Source organism: Brevundimonas sp. (assembly GCF_029946145.1).
Lineage (GTDB): Bacteria > Pseudomonadota > Alphaproteobacteria > Caulobacterales > Caulobacteraceae > Brevundimonas.
In genome coordinates this window covers 313141-330332 of record NZ_JAQSDY010000027.1, presented here as the reverse complement: position 1 = coordinate 330332, position 17192 = coordinate 313141, and the positions used below count along the sequence as shown (strand labels likewise).

Here is a 17192-nt window from a genome sequence, read left to right as displayed (position 1 = left end):
TGGACAGCGTCGGCGGGGACCCTACGCCGCGGTTCCCGGCTGTCGCCTGAATTTTTTGTCATGTGCGACGGAGACCCGGACAGGACGGCGTTTCAGCCTGTAGGCTGACCGTCATTGGGGGGGCGATGGCGATTCACGGCGGCGGCGGCGAGTATCGCGATCTTGTGGTCTTTCTGGCCGCAGCGGGCGTCGTCGTGCCCCTGTTCAACCGTCTGAAGATCAGCCCGGTTCTGGGCTTTCTGGCCGCCGGGGTGCTGCTGGGGCCGCATGGCCTGGCGCGGATGGCGGACAGCGTCCCCTGGCTGGCCTGGCTGACGATCTCGGACGCGGAACAGATCCGCTCCCTGTCCGAACTGGGCGTCGCCTTCCTGATGTTCATGATCGGGCTGGAGCTGTCGTGGGAACGGCTGAAGGCCATGCGCCGGCTGGTGTTCGGCCTCGGTCTGACCCAGGTCGCGGTGTGCACCGTCGGCCTCGGCGCCGTCTTCATGCTGATGGGCCAGCCGCTGGTTTCGGCCGCGGTCCTGGGCATGGGACTGGCCCTGTCCTCGACCGCCGTGGTCATGCCCGTGATGGCCGAGCGCGGCCGCATCTCCACCACCTCCGGCCGCGCCACCTTCGCCATCCTGCTGGCCCAGGACCTGGCCGTGGCGCCGATCCTGATCACGGTCACCGTCCTGGCGGCCCTGGCCCAGGGTGGCGGGACGCCGGCGGGCGAGTTCGATCCCTCGGTGCTCGGGCCGGCCCTGTTCACCCTGATCCCCGCCGCTATCGGTCTGGCCCTGCTGGTCGTTCTCGGCCGGCTGGTGCTTCGCCCGATGTTCCGCTCGGTCGCCCGGGCCAAGGCCAGGGGGCAGGGGCAGGAGATGTTCATCGCCGCCAGCCTGCTGGTCGTGGTCGGCGCCGGCGTTGCCGCCCAGGCCGCCGGTCTGTCCATGAGCCTCGGCGCCCTGATCGCCGGCCTGCTGCTGGCCGAGACCGAGTTCCGGCGCGAGGTCGAGCTGTCGATCGAGCCGTTCAAGGGCCTGCTTCTGGGCGTCTTCTTCGTCGGCGTCGGCATCGGGCTGGACGTGAACGCGGTGGCCGCCGATCCGATCGGGGTCTTCGGCCTGGCGGTCCTGATGACCCTGTTCAAGGCTGCAATGATCTACGCCGCCGCGCGGGCCTGGAAGCTGGGCAGGCGCGTCGCCATCGAGACCGCCCTGGTGCTGGGTCCGGCCGGCGAATTCGCCTTCGTCATCCTCGGCGCCGGCCTGGTCGAGGGCATCGCCTCGCCCGACTTCACCCAGAAGGTCCTGCTGGCGGCGACGATCAGCATCTTCAGCATCCCGCTGATGGCCCTGATCGCGTCAAGACTGGTGCGGCGCGTCGAGGTCCGGAATCCCGATCTCCCCGCGGAAGCCATGGAGCCCCACGCCGAGGAGGGACAGGTGCTGATCGTCGGCTTCGGCCGGGTCGGCCGGCTGGTCGGCGAAATCCTGCTGACCCACGGCCAGCGCTTCCTCGCCATAGACGCCGACGCCTCGACCGTGGGCAAGGGGCGCGCCGAGGGCTCGAACGTCTTCTACGGCGACGCCGCCCGCGCGGAGATGCTGGCCCTGAGCGGCATCGACACGGCGCGGGCCGTGGTCGTGACCATGGACGCCCCGGCCAAGGTCGACGAGGTGGTCAGGGCGGTGCGGGCCCTGCGGCCCGACCTCACCCTGATCGCCCGGGCCCGCGACGACAAGCACGCCGTGCGCCTGTACCAGCTGGGCGTCACCGACGCCGTGCCCGAGACGACGGAGGCCAGCCTTCAGCTGGCCGAGAACACCCTGATCGACCTGGGCGTGCCCATGGGACTGGTGCTGGCCTCGATCCACGAGCGCCGCGACGCGTTCCGCAAGGTGTTCCAGGAGGCCATGCCCGGCGGCGACGGACCGCGCCGGGCCCGGGCCCTGCGCTCCACGCTGCGGCGCTGAGACGCAGGCGACGGATGTCCGGCCCACGCCGCGTTAACCTCCTGGCTAACCGTCCCGTTAATCCGGCTACCCCAATTTGGTCATCGTTGCGTGATGACTGCCCGTCCTCGCCCTTGAGGCGATTTCTGCGCGCCGCGCGCGCCCCGAAAGACCCATCGCTTCGGCGTCCAGTTTTTACCGGCGGGTGTCAGCCGCCGCTTCGTGAGTAGTCGTTTCATGCGAGATACCGCCCTGGCTTCCGCCTCCCCCGCCACCGACGTGGAGGGCGAAGCCCCCCGGCTGAACCGCCGCCAGACCGCCAAGGTCCGCACGCGCCAGAAGGTGCTGGACGCCGCTCGCCTGCTGTTCGCCGAGCGTGGCTACGAGCCCGCCACCATCCGCGACATCGCCAAGGGCGCCGGCATGTCGACCGGCGCGGTCTTCGCCAATTTCCAGGACAAGGCCGAACTGTTCGAGGCCGTTCTGGCGACCGACCTGATCAAGCTGGCGGATACGCTGAAGGCAGCCGCCGCGGCCGAAACCAGCTTGAGGGGCCGGCTGCTGGCCGCCCTGACTGCCGGCTACCACAGCTCGCTGGAGCAGCTGCCGCTGGTCCAGGCCGTCATCGCCCGCTCGTGGTTCCAGCCGGTCGCCGCCGAAATACGCACCCGCGCCGCCATCAAGCCGCTGATCTCGATCGTCACCGACGCCCTCCAGGCCGGCGTGGCCGACCGCGAGCTGCGCCAGGACGCCGACGTCCACCTGCTCAGCGACATGATCTACGACGCCTGGCTGTCGAACTACCGCCGCGCGGCCTACGACGGCTGGACCATCCAGCAACTGACGGCCCAGGTCGGCAAACAGATCGACGTCATCCTGGCCGGCGCGCTGTCACGTCAGTAGGCCTCGTCTCCTCCCCATCGGCTGCGCCGACAGGGAGGAGACAGGATCAGGTCGCGGCCTTCAGCTCTTCCAGCGCAATGTCGTCGCCTTCACGGGATTGGCGAATGCCCGCCCCTCGGCGCGGCTCTTGCCCCATTCGCGTTTCAGCTGCTGGTACCATTTCGCCTGTTTGTCGGCGTCGTCGATCCAGATCAGCGCCGGGTCGTAGCGCAGGCCCTCGTTCTGCAGGTTCACCATGCCGCCGTCCTGTTTCAGGAAGGCGACCACCCCCATCCGCAGGAAAGGTCTGGCGATCGCGAACACCCAGTGGTCGGACCAGAAGATCTGGGTGATCCGCGTCCTGGTCTCGCTGATCGGCGTCAGACAGGTCAGGGCCAGGACCTGCTTCGGCCCCACCTGGATATGCTCCCAGCGATAGCCGGGCAGGCGGAAGCTGATCTCGGTCGCTGGCGCGCCGCCCAGGATCCTGTAGGCCCGGCTGTTCGACGACGGCGCGTGCCGCACCATGGCGAAGCCCTGCTCGCGCGGTTCGAAGGCCTTGGCCTTCTCGTGCATCGAATGCGCGGACCGCCACCACCATTGCTGATGCACATAGGGGCCGTGAGCGGGGTCCATCAGGCCGACGACGGCATGGTCGATGTGGGACTCGAAATCCATCCACTCGACCAGCCTGGCCTCGCCGCCGACCACGCCGGGGAAGACTGGCGGTTCATGGTCCGGCCCGGCGAGGTTGCGCGGGTCGGACGCGACCCAGACGAACACCATCCCCTGACTTTCGCGCGCCGGATAGGATCGCACCCGGATGCGATCAGCCTCGAAGGCCTGGTCCTCGACCAGGGACGGAATGGCCGCGCAGACCCCGTCGGGTCGGAAGCGCCAGCCGTGATAGCAGCACTCGATCGTCTCGCCCTCGCCCGGCTTCTCGACCAGCCGCCCGGCCGACAGCGGCGCGGCGCGGTGAGGGCAGATGTCGCGCATCGCATAGACCTGACCCGCCCGCGTCCGGCCGACCAGGACCGGCTCTCCCAGCAGCTCGTGCCGCTTCAGCGAGGCGGCGGCGACGTCTCGCGACAGGGCGACGAAATACCAGGCGTCCAGCACGAAACCCTTGCCGAAAGCCGTCGGCGGGGCCTTCGCCTCGGGCGAGTTGGCGGAAACGGAGGCGCTGTCGGCTGGGCTCATGATCTCAGTTTAGCGGCCCGGATGCGCGAAGTCTTGACCGACTGCATCCGATCACGCCCTCTGCGGCGACTAGAGGACAGATACGGGCGCGTCGCCCGTTAATTCCGGGGATCCGACCATGAAGACCATGACCGCCGTCGCGGCGCTTTCCGCCTCCCTCGCCGGGGCGCTCGTCCTCGCCGCCGCGCCTGCGTTCGCGCAGGAGCATCAGCATCATCCGCAGGGTCCCGCTCCCGCCCCGGCGCCGGCGCCGGCGGCGGCCCACGCCCACGCCCACGCCGACTTCGAGTCCGGCCGCTTCCACGTCCGCGTCGACGCACCCGAGCACCCCGTCGGCGACGTCATCCTGATCCCCGGCCTGTCGTCCTCGCCCGAGGTCTGGGACGGCCTGACGGAAGAACTGAAGGGCCGCTATCGCGTCCATCGCGTCCACATCCAGGGCTTCGCCGCCGCCGCCGCCAAGGACAACGCCACGGGCCCTGTCTCGGCTCCGGTGGCCGAGGAACTCGCCCGCTACATCGCCGAACAGCGGCTGAACAAGCCGGCCGTCATCGGCCATTCCATGGGCGGCACCATCGCCATGATGCTGGCCGCCCGCCATCCCGACAGCGTCGGCAAGCTGATGGTGGTCGACATGGTGCCGTTTATGGGCGCGATATTCGGCGCGCCGGGCGCCACGGCGGAAAGCGTCTCCCCGATGGCCGACCAGATCTACGCCGGCATGACCGCGGGACCCGAGGAAGCCTATCGCCAGCAGGCCGCCGCCTCCGTCACCAGCATGATCAACACCGAGTCCCTGCGCGCCGGGCCGCTGGAAGACACGGCGACCAGCGACCGCGCCGTCTCCGCCTCGGCCTTCCGCGAGCTGATCGTCACCGACCTGCGCCCCGAACTGCCCCGCATCACGGCCCCCACCCAGGTCCTGTATGTGAGGTTCAACGACCCGCGCATGACCGACGAGATGGTGGACGGCATCTACCGCGCCTCGTTCGCTACCCTGCCCTCGGCCGGGTTCACGCGGATCGACGACAGCGCCCACTTCATCATGCTGGACCAGCCCGCCCGGTTCGCCGCCGAGGTGAACGCGTTTTTGAAATAGGGGCCCAAAGCGTCATGGTTTCGGCGGAAACGTCCCTCACGGTCGTGTGATCGGTAAGCGCGACCCGAAAAGTGGTTTCCGGTTTTCGGACTCAGTCGCGCGCCAACTTTCGAATCGTAGGGATTGTCGGCATGCCGACAATCCCTACGGGGGCGTTTCCGTTGACGGCCTGATCGGCTACGACCGGTCCAGGTCAGATGAGGTTTCCATGGCGGGTTCCGGCTTCAGCTTCGGACGCGGCGGCAACGCCGGCGGCCCCCGGCCCGCGCGCACGCCGGTGCAGAGGCTGGTCTATTGGGCCGCGGTCCTGGCCGTCTGGGGCCTGATCTTCCTGGTGGTCTTCTTCGCGGTCTTCGCCCGCGATCTGCCCGACACCTCGACGCTGTACAATGTCGATCGCCAGCCCTCGATCACCTATCTGGACCGCAACGGCGCCCTGATCGCCGTGCGCGGGACCCAACAGGCGCCCCCGGCTGATCTGGCCTCCCTGCCCGACTATGTCCCGGCCGCCTTCATCGCCATCGAGGACCGGCGCTTCTACCACCACCCCGGCTTCGACCCCGTCGGCATGACCCGCGCCATGGCCGCCAACATGCGCGCCGGGCGGGTGGTCCAGGGCGGCTCGACCCTGACCCAGCAGCTGGCCAAGAACCTGTTCCTGAGCCCGGACCAGAACATCAAGCGCAAGGTCCAGGAGCTGATGCTGGCCGTCTGGCTGGAGATGAAATTCTCCAAGGACGAGATCCTCGCCCTCTATCTGAACCGCGTCTATTTCGGCGCCGGCGCATACGGCATCGAGGCCGCGTCGCAGCGCTATTTCGACAAGAGCGCCAAACAGCTGACGGTCGGCGAGGCCGCCCTGCTGGCCGGCCTGCTGAAAGCCCCGTCGCGCTATTCGCCCGTGTCGGAGAGCGAGCGGGCCGGGACGCGCGCCACGGTGGTCCTGAACGAAATGGTCGACGCCGGGGTCATCACCCCGGAACAGCGCGCCGAGGCCGCGGCCTCGCCCGTGCGGGTGTCGCGCACCCTGTCGAGCCAGCACGCCCAGTATTTCATCGACTGGCTGGACAAGCAGATCCGCGAACTGGTCGGCGAACCGACCGAGGACATGATCGTCGAAACCACGATGGACCTGACGCTGCAGACCCAGGCCGAACGGTCCGTGAACCGCATCCTGCGGCGCGACCGGTCCAAGGGCGTGCAGCAGGCGGCCCTGGTCGCCTTGGACGGGGACGGCCGCGTGCGGGCCATGATCGGCGGCGCCTCCTATGCCGACAGCCAGTTCAACCGCGCCGTCGACGCCCGCCGTCAGGCCGGCTCGGCCTTCAAGCCCTTCGTCTATCTGACTGCGCTGGAAAGCGGCTACACGCCCGAGACGCGGGTCAATGACGCGCCGATCCGCATCGGCAACTGGTCGCCGCGCAACTATTCGGGGACCTTCAACGGCGAGATGTCCCTGGCCAACGCCGTGGCCCAGTCGACCAACACCGTCGCCGCCGGACTGGCCGACCAGATCGGCCGCGACAATGTCGCCCGCACCGCGCGGCGCCTCGGCATCACCAGCCGCATCGGACTTGAGCCGGCCATGGCCCTGGGCGCCGTCGAGGTTTCGCCGCTTGAGATGGCCCAGGCCTTCGACGCCTTCGCCAACGGCGGCAAGCGCGTGCGCGCCTATGGCATCAGCCGCATCCGCACGCCGCAGGGGCGGGTGATCTACCAGCGCTCGGCCCGGGCCGACGGCGCGGTGCAGGCCATCTCCAACCCCTTCCTCTATTACCAGAACCAGATGCTGCGCGGCGTCATGACCTCGGGCACGGGCCGATCGGCGGCCATCGCCGGCCGCGACGTGGCGGGCAAAACCGGCACGACCTCGGACTACAAGGACGCCTGGTTCGTCGGCTACACCGGCGGCTTCGTCACCGCCGTCTGGGTCGGCAAGGACGACAATACGGCGATGCGCGGCGTCACCGGCGGCTCGTCCCCCGCGGCCATCTGGCGCGGCTTCATGGAGGCGGCCCTGCCGCGCCTGAACGCCCCGGCCATCCCCAACGGTCCGGCCATGCCCGAAGGCTGGCAGGCGCCGACCAGTCCCGTCGAGAACCTGCTGGGCGAGATCGGCGACCTGTTCGGCGACAGCCCGCCCGCCGACGAGGCCATTCCGCCCGAGGATCAGCCGACGCTGGAACCGCGCCGTCCGGAACCGGGCCCGCCTGTCGTCCGCCCCACCGCGCCCCAGCCTCAACGGGACGCGTCGGACCAGCGGCCTGAACCGGCTCCCCCGCCCGAAAAGAAGGCCGACCCGCTGTTCTTTTGAGGAGACCGGGTCTCCTCCCCACGCGTGGGGAGGTGGCGCGGCGCACCCTCGCGCCGTGACGGAGGGGGCGACGCCGGCGGAGCCGGTGGATCGCCAATCCCGTCGCACCGAGTCGCCCCCTCCGTCTCGCCGGCTTCGCCGTCGATCCACCTCCCCATTCGCTCCGCTCATGGGGAGGAGCGGTCAGCGCCCCACCGCGTGCAGGGCGGGCCCGTTGTCTCGCAGCCATTTCCGGAACGGCCGGTGGTCGCCGACCAGGCTCTGCACCACCGACCAGTAGGCGGGGCTGTGATCCGCATGGACCAGATGGGCCACTTCATGGGCGGCGAGATAGTCGATCACCGCCGATGGGGCCATGACCACGCGCCAGCTGTAGCGGATGCTGCGATTGTGCGGGCTGCACGAGCCCCAGCGCGATTTCGGATCGGCGATCGACATCCTGACGGGGCGCTGGCCCAGGGTGCGCAGATGCACGTCGGTGCGGGTCTGGAGGGTTTCCCGCGCCACCCGTTTGAACAGGTTTTCCACCCGCCGGGCGTAGGCCTCGCCCTCGCCGCCCGAGGCGATCACGGGGCCGTCCTCATCCTCGGTCAGCCGCGCCGCTCCGGCGCCGCCGGTGGCGATCAACCGCGTCGGCCTGCCGAACAGGTCGATGACCGCGCCGGGCTCCAGCGGCGTCCCGTGCGGACGTTCGGCCAGACGCTGGCGCATCCACGAGGCCTTGGTGCGGGCGAAGGCGACAACGTCGGCCAGTTTGCGCTCGGACGGCGCGATCAGCACCGCCTCGCCGACGCGCGCGTCGATGCGGATCGACAGCCGCCGGGCGCGCGGATTGACCGACAGCCTCGCGGCTACGCCGAGACGTTCCGGTCCCTCAGGCGGCAGCCGCTGGCCGTTCCGGTACTGCACAGATGGCCTCGTGTCTGGCGATGAAGTCGCGCACCGCCGGATAGATGTCGTCGCGGAACCGGCGCCCGTTGAAGACGCCGTAGTGGCCGACCTCGGGATGGACGTACAGGGTGCGCAGTTCGTCCGTCAGCCCGGCGCACAGGGTGTGCGCCGCCTGGGTCTGGCCCACGCCCGAGATGTCGTCCCTGGCTCCCTCGACCGTCATCAGGCCGATGTCCGTGACCTTCGTCAGATCGACCTTGCGCCCGCGATGCTCCAGCAGGCCGCGCGGCAGCAGGTGCTGCTGGAAGACGATGTCGATGGTCTGGAGATAGAATTCCTCGGTCAGGTCCAGCACCGACAGATATTCGTCGTAGAATTCCTCGTGCTTGTCGACGCCGTCGCCGTCGCCATTGACCAGGTGCTGGAAATACTCGTGATGGGCGTCGCGGTGGCGGTCCTCGTTCATCGACATGAAGCTGTAGAGCTGGACGAAGCCCGGATAGACCCGCCGTCCAAAGCCCGGATAGGGCCAGGGCGCGGTGTGGATCATGTTGGATTTGAACCAGGTGAAGGGCTTTTCCTCCGCCAGCTGGTTGGTCACCGTCGGCGACAGACGCGCGTCGATCGGCGAACCCATGAAGGTCATCGAAGCCGGGCGATTGGGATCCTCGTCCTCGGCCATCAGGGCGCAGGCGGCCAGCACCGGCGGGCCCGGCTGGCAGACGCCGACCACATGGGCGCGCGGGCCGATGACGGCCAGCATGGTGCGGACGTGGTCGATGTAGTCGAAGAAATCGAACCGCCCCTCCAGCATCGGCACCTGACGGGCGTTGACCCAGTCGGTGACATAGACGTCGTGGTCCTGCAGGAAGCCCTCGACCGTGCCGCGCAGCAGGGTGGCGTAGTGGCCCGACAGCGGCGCGACGATCAGCACCGCCGGCGCCGTGGCCGGCTTGCCGGCCCGCTTCACATCACCGATGTGCCGCGCGAACCGCACCAGTTTGCACCAGGGCGAGGACCAGACGACCTGTTCGGTCGTCCGCACGTTCTTGCCGCCGACCGTGATGGTCTCCAGACCCCAGGCGGGCTTGCCGTACCGGCGCGTCACGCTCTCGAACAGTTCGGCCGAGGCGAAGGCCGTGCGGCCCAGCGCGGTGTCCGAAGCCGGATTGAACGGAGAACTCCAGAACTGGCGGGCCATCCGGGCCCCGAACCGGAACGGCGTCGCCGAGTGATAGGCGAGCTCATGAAGCGAATAGAGCATGGAATCCTTGAGACGGCCCCCGCCGTACGCGGCAGAGCACCATAGAACGCATCGCACTGCAAAAAGATTAGCGGTGCAACCGGTTTCTCCCTCCCCCGAAGTGGGGAGGGATGTCGGCGCGAAGCGACGACAGGGTGGGGTACGCCCGAAATTCCCCACCCGGTCGCTGCGCGACCACCCTCCCCACTTCGGGGGAGGGAGAATTCACTACCCCCGCGCCATGGCCCGTTCGATCACCTCAGCCGCCCGTTGCGGCCCCAGATCATGGGCCAGCGCGCTGCGGAACTTCCCGTCCGGCCCCATCAGATAGACGGTCAGCGAGTGGTTCATGGTGTAGCCCTCGCCCTCGCCGACCTTCTGGTAGTAGGCGCGATAGGCGTCCGCCGCCGCCTTCACCTGCTCCGGCGTGCCGGTCAGGCCGATGACCCCCTGCGGAAAGCCGTCGGACGACAGATAGTCCTTCAAGGCCTGCGGCGTGTCCCGCTCGGGATCGACCGAAATGAAGACGATCTGCAGGTCCTTCGCCCTGTCGCCGAGCTGCTGCTTCGTCGCCTCCAGCGCAGCCAGCGTCGTGGGGCAGTAGTCGGGGCAGTACGTGAAGCCGAAGAAGACCAGCGACCATTTCCCGTCCAGCATGGTCTGGTCGACCGCCTGCCCGTCCTGATTGACCAGCTGGAACGGCCCGCCGACCGACGGCTGGCCGGTCGAGGTCTCCAGAGCCGGGATCACGCCCTCGCGCTGATTGACCACCACGATGGTGGTCACGGCCAGGGCGGCCGCGATGGCGATACAGGCTCCGGCGAACAGCAGGATGGAACGACGCGGCATCACGGCCCCCTCGAAAACGCGCCATGCGCGCGCGTCCGGTCTATAGAAGACGCGTGAGCCTGTCCCAAGAGCCCCCCATGCCGCAGTCCGGGCCGTCCTTCGCGCCCGAAGATCCGGACCGTTTCCCGGGCTGGCGCAACCTGCCGCGCCGCAGCCGGGGCCTGTCGTTGCGCACCCTCGTCATTCTGCGCTGGATGGCCATCGCCGGTCAGACCGCGACCGTCGCCATCGCCACCCTGTATTTCCACTTCGACCTGCCGCTGTGGGGCTGTCTGGCGGTGATCGCGGTCAGCGTGGCGATGAACCTGAACGCCACCGCCCGGCTGAAGCGCACCGACGGCTCCCTGCCCGACGGCCGGATGACGGCGGCGCATCTGGGCTTCGACATCCTGCAGCTGTCGATCCTGCTGGCCCTGACCGGCGGGCTGCAGAACCCCTTCTGCCTGCTGCTGGTCGCGCCCGTGACCGTGGCCGCCGCTTCCCTGCCGGGACGTCAGGCGGCCTTCATGGGCTTCCTCGTGCTGGTCGCGACCACCACCCTGTTCTTCTTCTCCATGCCCCTGCCGTGGCAGGCGGGCACCGAGCTGAACCTGCCGCCGCTGTACCGCTTCGGCATCGGCCTGGCCCTGTTCACCGGCGTCATCTTCACCTCGGCCTACGCCTGGCGGGTCGCCGCCGACGCCGAGAAGCTGGAGCTGGCCCTCGCCACCACCCAGGACGTGTTGCAGCGGGAACAGCGGCTGGCGGCCCTGGGCGGGCTGGCGGCCGCGGCGGCGCACGAGCTGGGCACGCCGCTGGCCACCATCCAGGTCGTGGCCCGGGAACTGCTGCGCGCCTCGGCCAAGGGCGGCTCCGCCGCCGAGGACGCCGCCCTGATCCTGCAGCAGGCCGAGCGCTGCCGCGACATCCTCAAACGCCTGTCGCAACAGCCCGAGGAGGGCGATTCCGCCTTCGCCGTGGTCGGCCTGACGGCCCTGCTGGAAGAGGTCATCGAACCCCACCGCGGCTTCGACCTGGATTTTCAGGTCGAGGTTCGCACCGCCTCGGGCGAGCCCGAGCCTCGCGTCCGCCGCCTGCCCGAGGTGATCCACGGCCTGTCGACCCTGGTCGAGAACGCCGCCGACTTCGCCGGTTCCCGGGTGCGGGTCCGGGCCATCGTCGACGCCGGTTTCATCGAGATCGAGGTCGTCGACGACGGCCCCGGCTTCCCCGCCGACATCCTGCCCCGCCTCGGCGAGCCCTATGTGACCAGCCGTCCGCAGGGCAAGGCGCGCCGCGCCCTGGCGGCCCAGATCGCGGCCTCGGTCGCCGCCGCCACGCCGGGCCGCAAGGGAAAGAAGGGCTCGGCCCCGCCGCCCGAGCCCGAGGCCATCGCCCCCAGCCAGGGCGGCATGGGTCTGGGTTTCTTCATCGCCCGCACCCTGCTGGAGCGCACCGGCGGCAAGGTCTTCGTCGGCGCCGGCGACGGTGGAAAGGGACAGCCCAGGGGCGCCCGCGTCGCTGTCCGCTGGCCCCGGCCCGCTCTGGAAGTCCCGTCGTGATGTCGCACCCCCGCGGCTGAACCTTGACCGCACCCGTACTGTTACTGACTTGAGCCTTCAGGAGACGCCAGATGCCCGACGCCGAAGACCGGATCGCCGCCCTCGCCGACAAGACCCTGCTGGTGCTGGACGACGACAACGCCCTGCGCACCCGTCTGGGCCGCGCGCTCGAAAGCCGGGGCTTCGTCGTCACCCTCGCGGCCTCTCTGGCCGAGGCTCATGAAGCCCTGAAGACCTCGGTCCCCGCCTTCGCCGTGCTGGACATGCGGCTCGAGGACGGCAACGGCCTCAAGATCGTCGAGGCCATCCGTGACCGGCGCGAGGACGCCCGCATCGTCATGCTGACCGGCTACGGCGCCATCGCCACCGCCGTGGCGGCGGTCAAGGCCGGCGCCGTCGACTATCTGCAGAAGCCGGCCGACGCCGACGACGTGGTCAAGGCCCTGCTGGCCACCGGCGAGGCCCCCGAGCCGCCCGACAATCCGATGAGCGCCGACCGGGTGCGCTGGGAGCATATCCAGCGGGTCTATGAGCTGTGCGATCACAATGTCTCGGAGACGGCGCGGCGTCTGGGCATGCACCGCCGGACGCTGCAGCGGATATTGGCGAAACGGGCTCCGCGGTAACCGGAGTCTCCTCCCCACATCGTGGGGAGGTGGCGCGGCGCGCCTTCGCGCCGTGACGGAGGGGGCGACGCCGGCGGGGCCGATGGATCACCAACCCCTGTCACCGAGTCGCCCCCTCCGTCTCATCGGCTGCGCCTCCGAGCCACCTCCCCATCGCTACGCGATGGGGAGGAGACGGTCCCTCAGATCTCCTGGTTATACGCCCCGACCTCGGCGTATTTGGCCAGCCGCGGCTTCACCTCTTCGCGGAACAGCGCCCGCATATCGTCGGCCGAGCGCATGCTCTCGACCACCACCACCAGCTCCGGCTTGTTCGAGGACGCGCGGACCAGCACCCATGACCCGTCCTCGAGGTGAACCCGCACCCCGTTGACGGTGATGGCCTCGACGATCTTCCGCCCCAGGATCGAGCCGCCCGCGTCGGCCAGGGCCTGATACTCGGCCACGATCCGCTCCAGCACCTCGTACTTCAGCTCGTCGTCGCAATGCGGGCTCATCGTCAGCGACGTCCAGGCGTCGGGCAGGGCGGCCTTCAGCTCGCTCAGCCTCTTGCCCGGATTCCGGTCCAGCATGGCCAGCACGGCGCCGGCCGCGACGATCCCGTCGTCATAGCCGTGGCCCAGCGGCGCGTTGAAGAAGAAGTGGCCCGACTTCTCGAACCCCGCCAGGGCGCCCAGTTCGGCGGTCTTGCGCTTGATATAGCTGTGCCCCGTCTTCCAGTAGACGGTGGTCGCGCCATTGGCCTTCAGGACCTCGTCGGTCTTGTACAGGCCCGTCGATTTCACATCGACGACGAAGGTCGCATTGGGATGCAGCGCGCTCAGGTCGCGGCCCAGCATCAGGCCGATCTTGTCGGCGAAGATCTCCTCGCCCGTGTCGTCCACCACGCCGCAGCGGTCGCCGTCGCCGTCGAAGCCCAGGGCCAGATCGGCCCCCGTCTCGCGCACCTTCGCCGCCATCTGCATCAGCATGGCGTGGTCTTCGGGGTTCGGATTGTATTTGGGGAAGGTGTAGTCCAGCTCGGTGTCCATCTCGATCACCTCGGCCCCCATGCGGCGCAGGGCCTCGGGGGCGAAGGCGCCCGCCGTGCCGTTGCCGCAGGCGGCCACGACCTTGATCGGCCGGGTCAGCTTCACCTTGGAGACGATGTCGGCCAGGTAGGCCTCGCGGAAGCCCTCGACCCGGGTCAGGGACCCGCCCTTGCGGCCCACGCCTTCGCCGTTGAGGACGATATCCTTCAGCCGGCCGATCTCGTCGGGGCCGAAGGTCAGCGGCGGCTGGGCCCCCATCTTGACCCCCGTCCAGCCGTTCTCGTTGTGGCTGGCCGTGACCATGGCCACGCACGGCGCGTCCAGCTCGAACTGGGCGAAATAGGCCGTCGGCGACAGGGCCAGGCCGATGTCCAGCACCTCCATCCCGCCTTCCAGCAGGCCCAGGATCAGCGCCTGCTTCACCGACAGGGAATAGGAGCGGTAGTCATGGCCCACCACGATGCGCGGCGTCTGGCCGATCTCGTGGACATAGGTCGCCAGGCCGAGGCCCAGGGCCTGGATGCCCAGAAGGTTGATCTCCTTCTCCAGGATCCAGCGCGCGTCGTACTCGCGGAAGCCCGTCGGCTTCACCAGCGGCACGGTCTCGTAGTCGGCCGTGTTGGGGCGAAGGTCCTGGCGGGGCTTGATCATGGTCGGGTCCTGTTGGGAAGCGGCGCCCGGTATAGCAGGCGGTCCCGGGGCCACAACAACGCCAGCCCCGCGCCTTGGCTGCAACGGGCCTCGGCTTGACCCACGTCGCCGCCAGTCCTACCCCCGGAGTCCCGTTCGGAGACCTGAATGCCCCGCCTGATCCTGCTGCGACACGGCCAGAGCCAGTGGAACCTGGAAAACCGCTTCACCGGCTGGGTCGATGTCGACCTGACCGCCGAGGGCGAGGCCCAGGCGCGGCGCGGCGGCGAGCTGATCGCCGAGGCCGGTTTCACGCCGGACGTCATCTTCACCTCGGTGCTGAAGCGCGCGAAGCGCACCGGCGCCCTGGCCATGGATTCAGCCGGCCTCAAGGACGTCCCGGTGATCGAGGACTGGCGGCTGAACGAGCGCCACTACGGCGGCCTGACCGGTCTCGACAAGGCCGAGACGGCGGCCCTGCACGGCGACGCCCAGGTGAAGATCTGGCGCCGCAGCTACGACATTCCGCCCCCGCCGCTCGCCCCCGGCGGCGAATGGGACTTCGCCGGCGACCCCCGCTACGCCGGCCAGACCATCCCGGATACCGAAAGCCTGAAGACCACGCTGGACCGGGTCCTGCCCTACTGGAACGCCGCCATCGCGCCGCGGCTCGCGGCGGGCGAGGACGTGCTGATCGCCGCCCACGGCAACTCCCTGCGGGCCATCGTCAAACATCTGTTCGCCGTGCCGGACGACCGGATCGTCGGTGTCGAGATTCCGACCGGCAATCCCCTGGAAATCGACCTGGACGCCGACCTGAAGCCGGTAGCCGCCCGCTATCTGGACGCCGCCCGGGCGACCCCGCTGCCGGAAGTCCGCGCATGACCACCGCGCGCCAGGCCTCGGACGACATCCGCTTCATGGGCCGCGCCATCGAGCTGGCCAAGGCGCGTATGGGTCAGACCTGGCCCAACCCGGCCGTGGGCTGCGTCATCGTCAGGGATGGCGAAATGGTTTCCGAGGCCGCGACCGCGCCCGGCGGCCGCCCTCATGCCGAGGAACAGGCCGCGCCCGCCGCCGGCGACCAGGCGCGCGGCGCCACCGCCTATGTCACGATGGAGCCCTGCGGCGCCCGCTCGTCGGGTCGCAAATCCTGTTCCCACTTCCTGGTGGACGCCGGAATCAGCCGCGTGGTCGTCGCCGCCGTCGACCCGTCGCCCTTCGCCGCGGGCAGGGGAGTGGAACGGCTCAGGAAGGCGGGGCTCGAGGTCGAGACGGGCCTGTTGGCCCCGGAGGCCGCGGTCCTCTACGAAGGCTATCTTCACCGGGTCGAAACAGGCCGGCCGATGGTCCGCGTCAGCGAGGACGGCGCCGGCTTCGACGCCCGCTTCGCCGCCTCGGCCAAGGCCGACCTGACCACCGAGCTGCAACGCCTCGGCGAGGCCGGCTACACCCGCGTCTGGGTCGCGACGGGGGAACTGGCCGACGCGCTTCAGGCGCAGGGGTTGCTTACGGCCTGACGGCGCCGTTGCCGGGCTCGAGAGTTCTGTAAACGGGGGAACAAGGCTCCGCCGGTAACCATTTCAGCCTTCCTTAAGCGCCGCCGTGCCAGAACGGGACTATGTCGCCTGTGCCTACCGCCTCATCCAGCGCCAGAAGGCGCATCGACCAGACCGAACTGGACGCCATCTGCGCCCGGCACGACCGTCTGTGGCAGGCAAAGCCCGGCGGCGCCCGCGCCGTTCTCGCCTGGATGGATCTGTCCGGCCTCAGCCTCGCCGGTCGCAACCTGGCCGACGCTGATTTCGCGGGCGCCTGCATGCACGGGACGGATCTGACGGGAGCCAAGCTCGACAACGCCACCTTCTTCGGCGCCGACATGCAGGACTGCATCCTGGTCGACGCCAGCATGCGGCGGGCCGACCTGCGCGGCGCCTGTCTGCGCGGGGCCGACCTCAGCGGCGCCGACCTGTTCGAGGCCGACCTGCGCGAGGGCACCATCGCCGCCGCCGACTCCAAGCTGGGTTTCCGCGTGGTCGAGGCCAGGTCGCGTCAGGACACCCAGGCCCAGGGCGCCTGCCTGGCCGGCGCGAACCTGGAACGCTCGAAGCTGACCGGAATCGTCGCCGTGGCGGCCGATTTCACCGACGCCATCATGAAGGACTGCAAGATGGTCCGGGCGAACCTGAAGCAGGCCAGTTTCCGCGGCGCGGACCTGGCCGGCGCCGACCTGTCCGGGGCCGACCTGTCGGGCGCCGACATGCGCGACGCAGTGCTGGTGGGTTGCAAGATGGCGATGTGGCGGACGGACGGGGCCAATATGGAGGGTTGTCTTACCGACGACCGCCTTGCGGGCGCGCCCGTCGGCAAGATGCCCGCCGCCGAGATGCTGGCCGAGCATGCCCAGTGGTGCGAGACGGGCGGGGTGCAGGGCCGCCCGTCGGTGTTCGACGGCGTCGACCTGCGGGCCCTGCGCTCGATTCAAGGCTACAACCTGACCGCCCTGTCGGCCAAGGGCGCGGTCTTCTACGGCCTCGACATGGAGGGTGTGCAGCTTCAGGGCGCGCATCTCGAGGATGCCGATCTTCGCTCGGTCAATCTGAAGGGCGCGGACCTGCGGGGCGCTCGGCTGGGACGGGCGCGGTTGAACGGATCCGACCTGCGCGGCGCCAGGCTGGGGCCGCTGATGATCGCCGCCGACCGCCTGCTGCCTGCCGATCTGACGGGGGCCTGTCTGCGCGGGACCGACCTGTCGGGCGCCGATCTCAACCGCGCGGTGCTGAACGGCGCCGATCTCAGCCGGGCCAAGCTGCACGGCGCGATCATGACCCAGACCGACCTGACCGACGCCACGCTCAGCAGCGTGCGCGGCATGCCCCCGCCCCTCGCCTGACGCGCGAAAAAGGGCGGCGCGAACGCCGCCCTTCTCCAGGTTTTGCCTCG

14 protein-coding genes are annotated in these 17192 nt (G+C 69.5%); 9 read left to right on the top strand and 5 right to left on the bottom strand.

What is annotated here, in order from left to right; genetic code table 11:
* Positions 1 to 125: 125 nt before the first annotated feature.
* Entirely contained in the window at positions 126 to 1961 is a 1836-nt protein-coding gene (locus PSV23_RS13685; RefSeq protein ID WP_300469926.1) for a cation:proton antiporter, read from the top strand.
* A gap of 216 nt (positions 1962 to 2177) precedes the next feature.
* Positions 2178 to 2843, top strand: a complete 666-nt coding sequence (locus tag PSV23_RS13680; protein ID WP_300469924.1) for a TetR/AcrR family transcriptional regulator — start codon at positions 2178 to 2180, stop codon at positions 2841 to 2843.
* A gap of 60 nt (positions 2844 to 2903) precedes the next feature.
* Here PSV23_RS13680 and PSV23_RS13675 read toward each other — a convergent pair whose 3' ends face one another.
* Entirely contained in the window at positions 2904 to 4025 is a 1122-nt protein-coding gene (locus PSV23_RS13675; RefSeq protein ID WP_300469922.1) for an aromatic ring-hydroxylating dioxygenase subunit alpha, read from the bottom strand.
* A gap of 118 nt (positions 4026 to 4143) precedes the next feature.
* On the opposite strand from PSV23_RS13675, the gene PSV23_RS13670 reads away from it, so the two are divergent.
* Both PSV23_RS13670 and PSV23_RS13665 read left to right on the top strand, forming a co-directional pair.
* Complete coding sequence (locus PSV23_RS13670) at positions 4144 to 5124, top strand: alpha/beta hydrolase (protein ID WP_300469920.1); 981 nt, start codon at positions 4144 to 4146, stop codon at positions 5122 to 5124.
* A 208-nt stretch (positions 5125 to 5332) separates the two neighbouring features.
* The gene (locus PSV23_RS13665) at positions 5333 to 7438 is read left to right on the top strand and encodes a PBP1A family penicillin-binding protein (protein ID WP_300469918.1); all 2106 of its coding nucleotides are present in this window, start codon (positions 5333 to 5335) and stop codon (positions 7436 to 7438) included.
* 183 nt (positions 7439 to 7621) lie between these two features.
* Here the strand turns inward: PSV23_RS13665 and PSV23_RS13660 are convergent, their stop codons facing one another.
* The 3 genes from PSV23_RS13660 to PSV23_RS13650 form a co-directional block, all read right to left on the bottom strand.
* Positions 7622 to 8347, bottom strand: coding sequence for a SprT family zinc-dependent metalloprotease (locus PSV23_RS13660; protein ID WP_300469916.1), 726 nt, complete (start codon positions 8345 to 8347; stop codon positions 7622 to 7624).
* Positions 8313 to 9593, bottom strand: a complete 1281-nt coding sequence (locus PSV23_RS13655) for a polyhydroxyalkanoate depolymerase (protein ID WP_300469914.1) — start codon at positions 9591 to 9593, stop codon at positions 8313 to 8315. Before PSV23_RS13655 ends, PSV23_RS13660 begins: the two co-directional genes overlap by 35 nt.
* A 207-nt stretch (positions 9594 to 9800) precedes the next feature.
* Positions 9801 to 10421, bottom strand: coding sequence for an SCO family protein (locus PSV23_RS13650; RefSeq protein WP_300469912.1), 621 nt, complete (start codon positions 10419 to 10421; stop codon positions 9801 to 9803).
* Between the two features lie 77 nt (positions 10422 to 10498).
* Here PSV23_RS13650 and PSV23_RS13645 point away from each other — a divergent pair, with 77 nt between their 5' ends.
* Positions 10499 to 11962, top strand: a complete 1464-nt coding sequence (locus tag PSV23_RS13645; protein WP_300469910.1) for an ActS/PrrB/RegB family redox-sensitive histidine kinase — start codon at positions 10499 to 10501, stop codon at positions 11960 to 11962.
* A gap of 71 nt (positions 11963 to 12033) precedes the next feature.
* Entirely contained in the window at positions 12034 to 12588 is a 555-nt protein-coding gene (locus PSV23_RS13640) for an ActR/PrrA/RegA family redox response regulator transcription factor (protein ID WP_300469907.1), read from the top strand.
* 182 nt (positions 12589 to 12770) lie between these two features.
* Here PSV23_RS13640 and PSV23_RS13635 read toward each other — a convergent pair whose 3' ends face one another.
* Entirely contained in the window at positions 12771 to 14270 is a 1500-nt protein-coding gene (locus PSV23_RS13635) for a phosphomannomutase/phosphoglucomutase (protein ID WP_300469905.1), read from the bottom strand.
* Between the two features lie 147 nt (positions 14271 to 14417).
* On the opposite strand from PSV23_RS13635, the gene gpmA reads away from it, so the two are divergent.
* The 3 genes from gpmA (at position 14418) to PSV23_RS13620 (ending at position 17142) form a co-directional block, all read left to right on the top strand.
* Positions 14418 to 15134, top strand: a complete 717-nt coding sequence (gene gpmA / locus PSV23_RS13630; RefSeq protein ID WP_300469903.1) for a 2,3-diphosphoglycerate-dependent phosphoglycerate mutase — start codon at positions 14418 to 14420, stop codon at positions 15132 to 15134.
* Positions 15131 to 15769, top strand: coding sequence for a bifunctional diaminohydroxyphosphoribosylaminopyrimidine deaminase/5-amino-6-(5-phosphoribosylamino)uracil reductase RibD (locus PSV23_RS13625; protein ID WP_300469901.1), 639 nt, complete (start codon positions 15131 to 15133; stop codon positions 15767 to 15769). The genes gpmA and PSV23_RS13625 overlap by 4 nt, the downstream gene beginning before the upstream one ends.
* A 101-nt stretch (positions 15770 to 15870) precedes the next feature.
* Positions 15871 to 17142 carry a pentapeptide repeat-containing protein gene (locus PSV23_RS13620; protein WP_300469899.1) on the top strand — a complete coding sequence of 424 codons (1272 nt, stop codon included), beginning with the start codon at positions 15871 to 15873 and terminating at the stop codon, positions 17140 to 17142.
* The last annotated feature ends 50 nt before the right edge of the window (positions 17143 to 17192 follow it).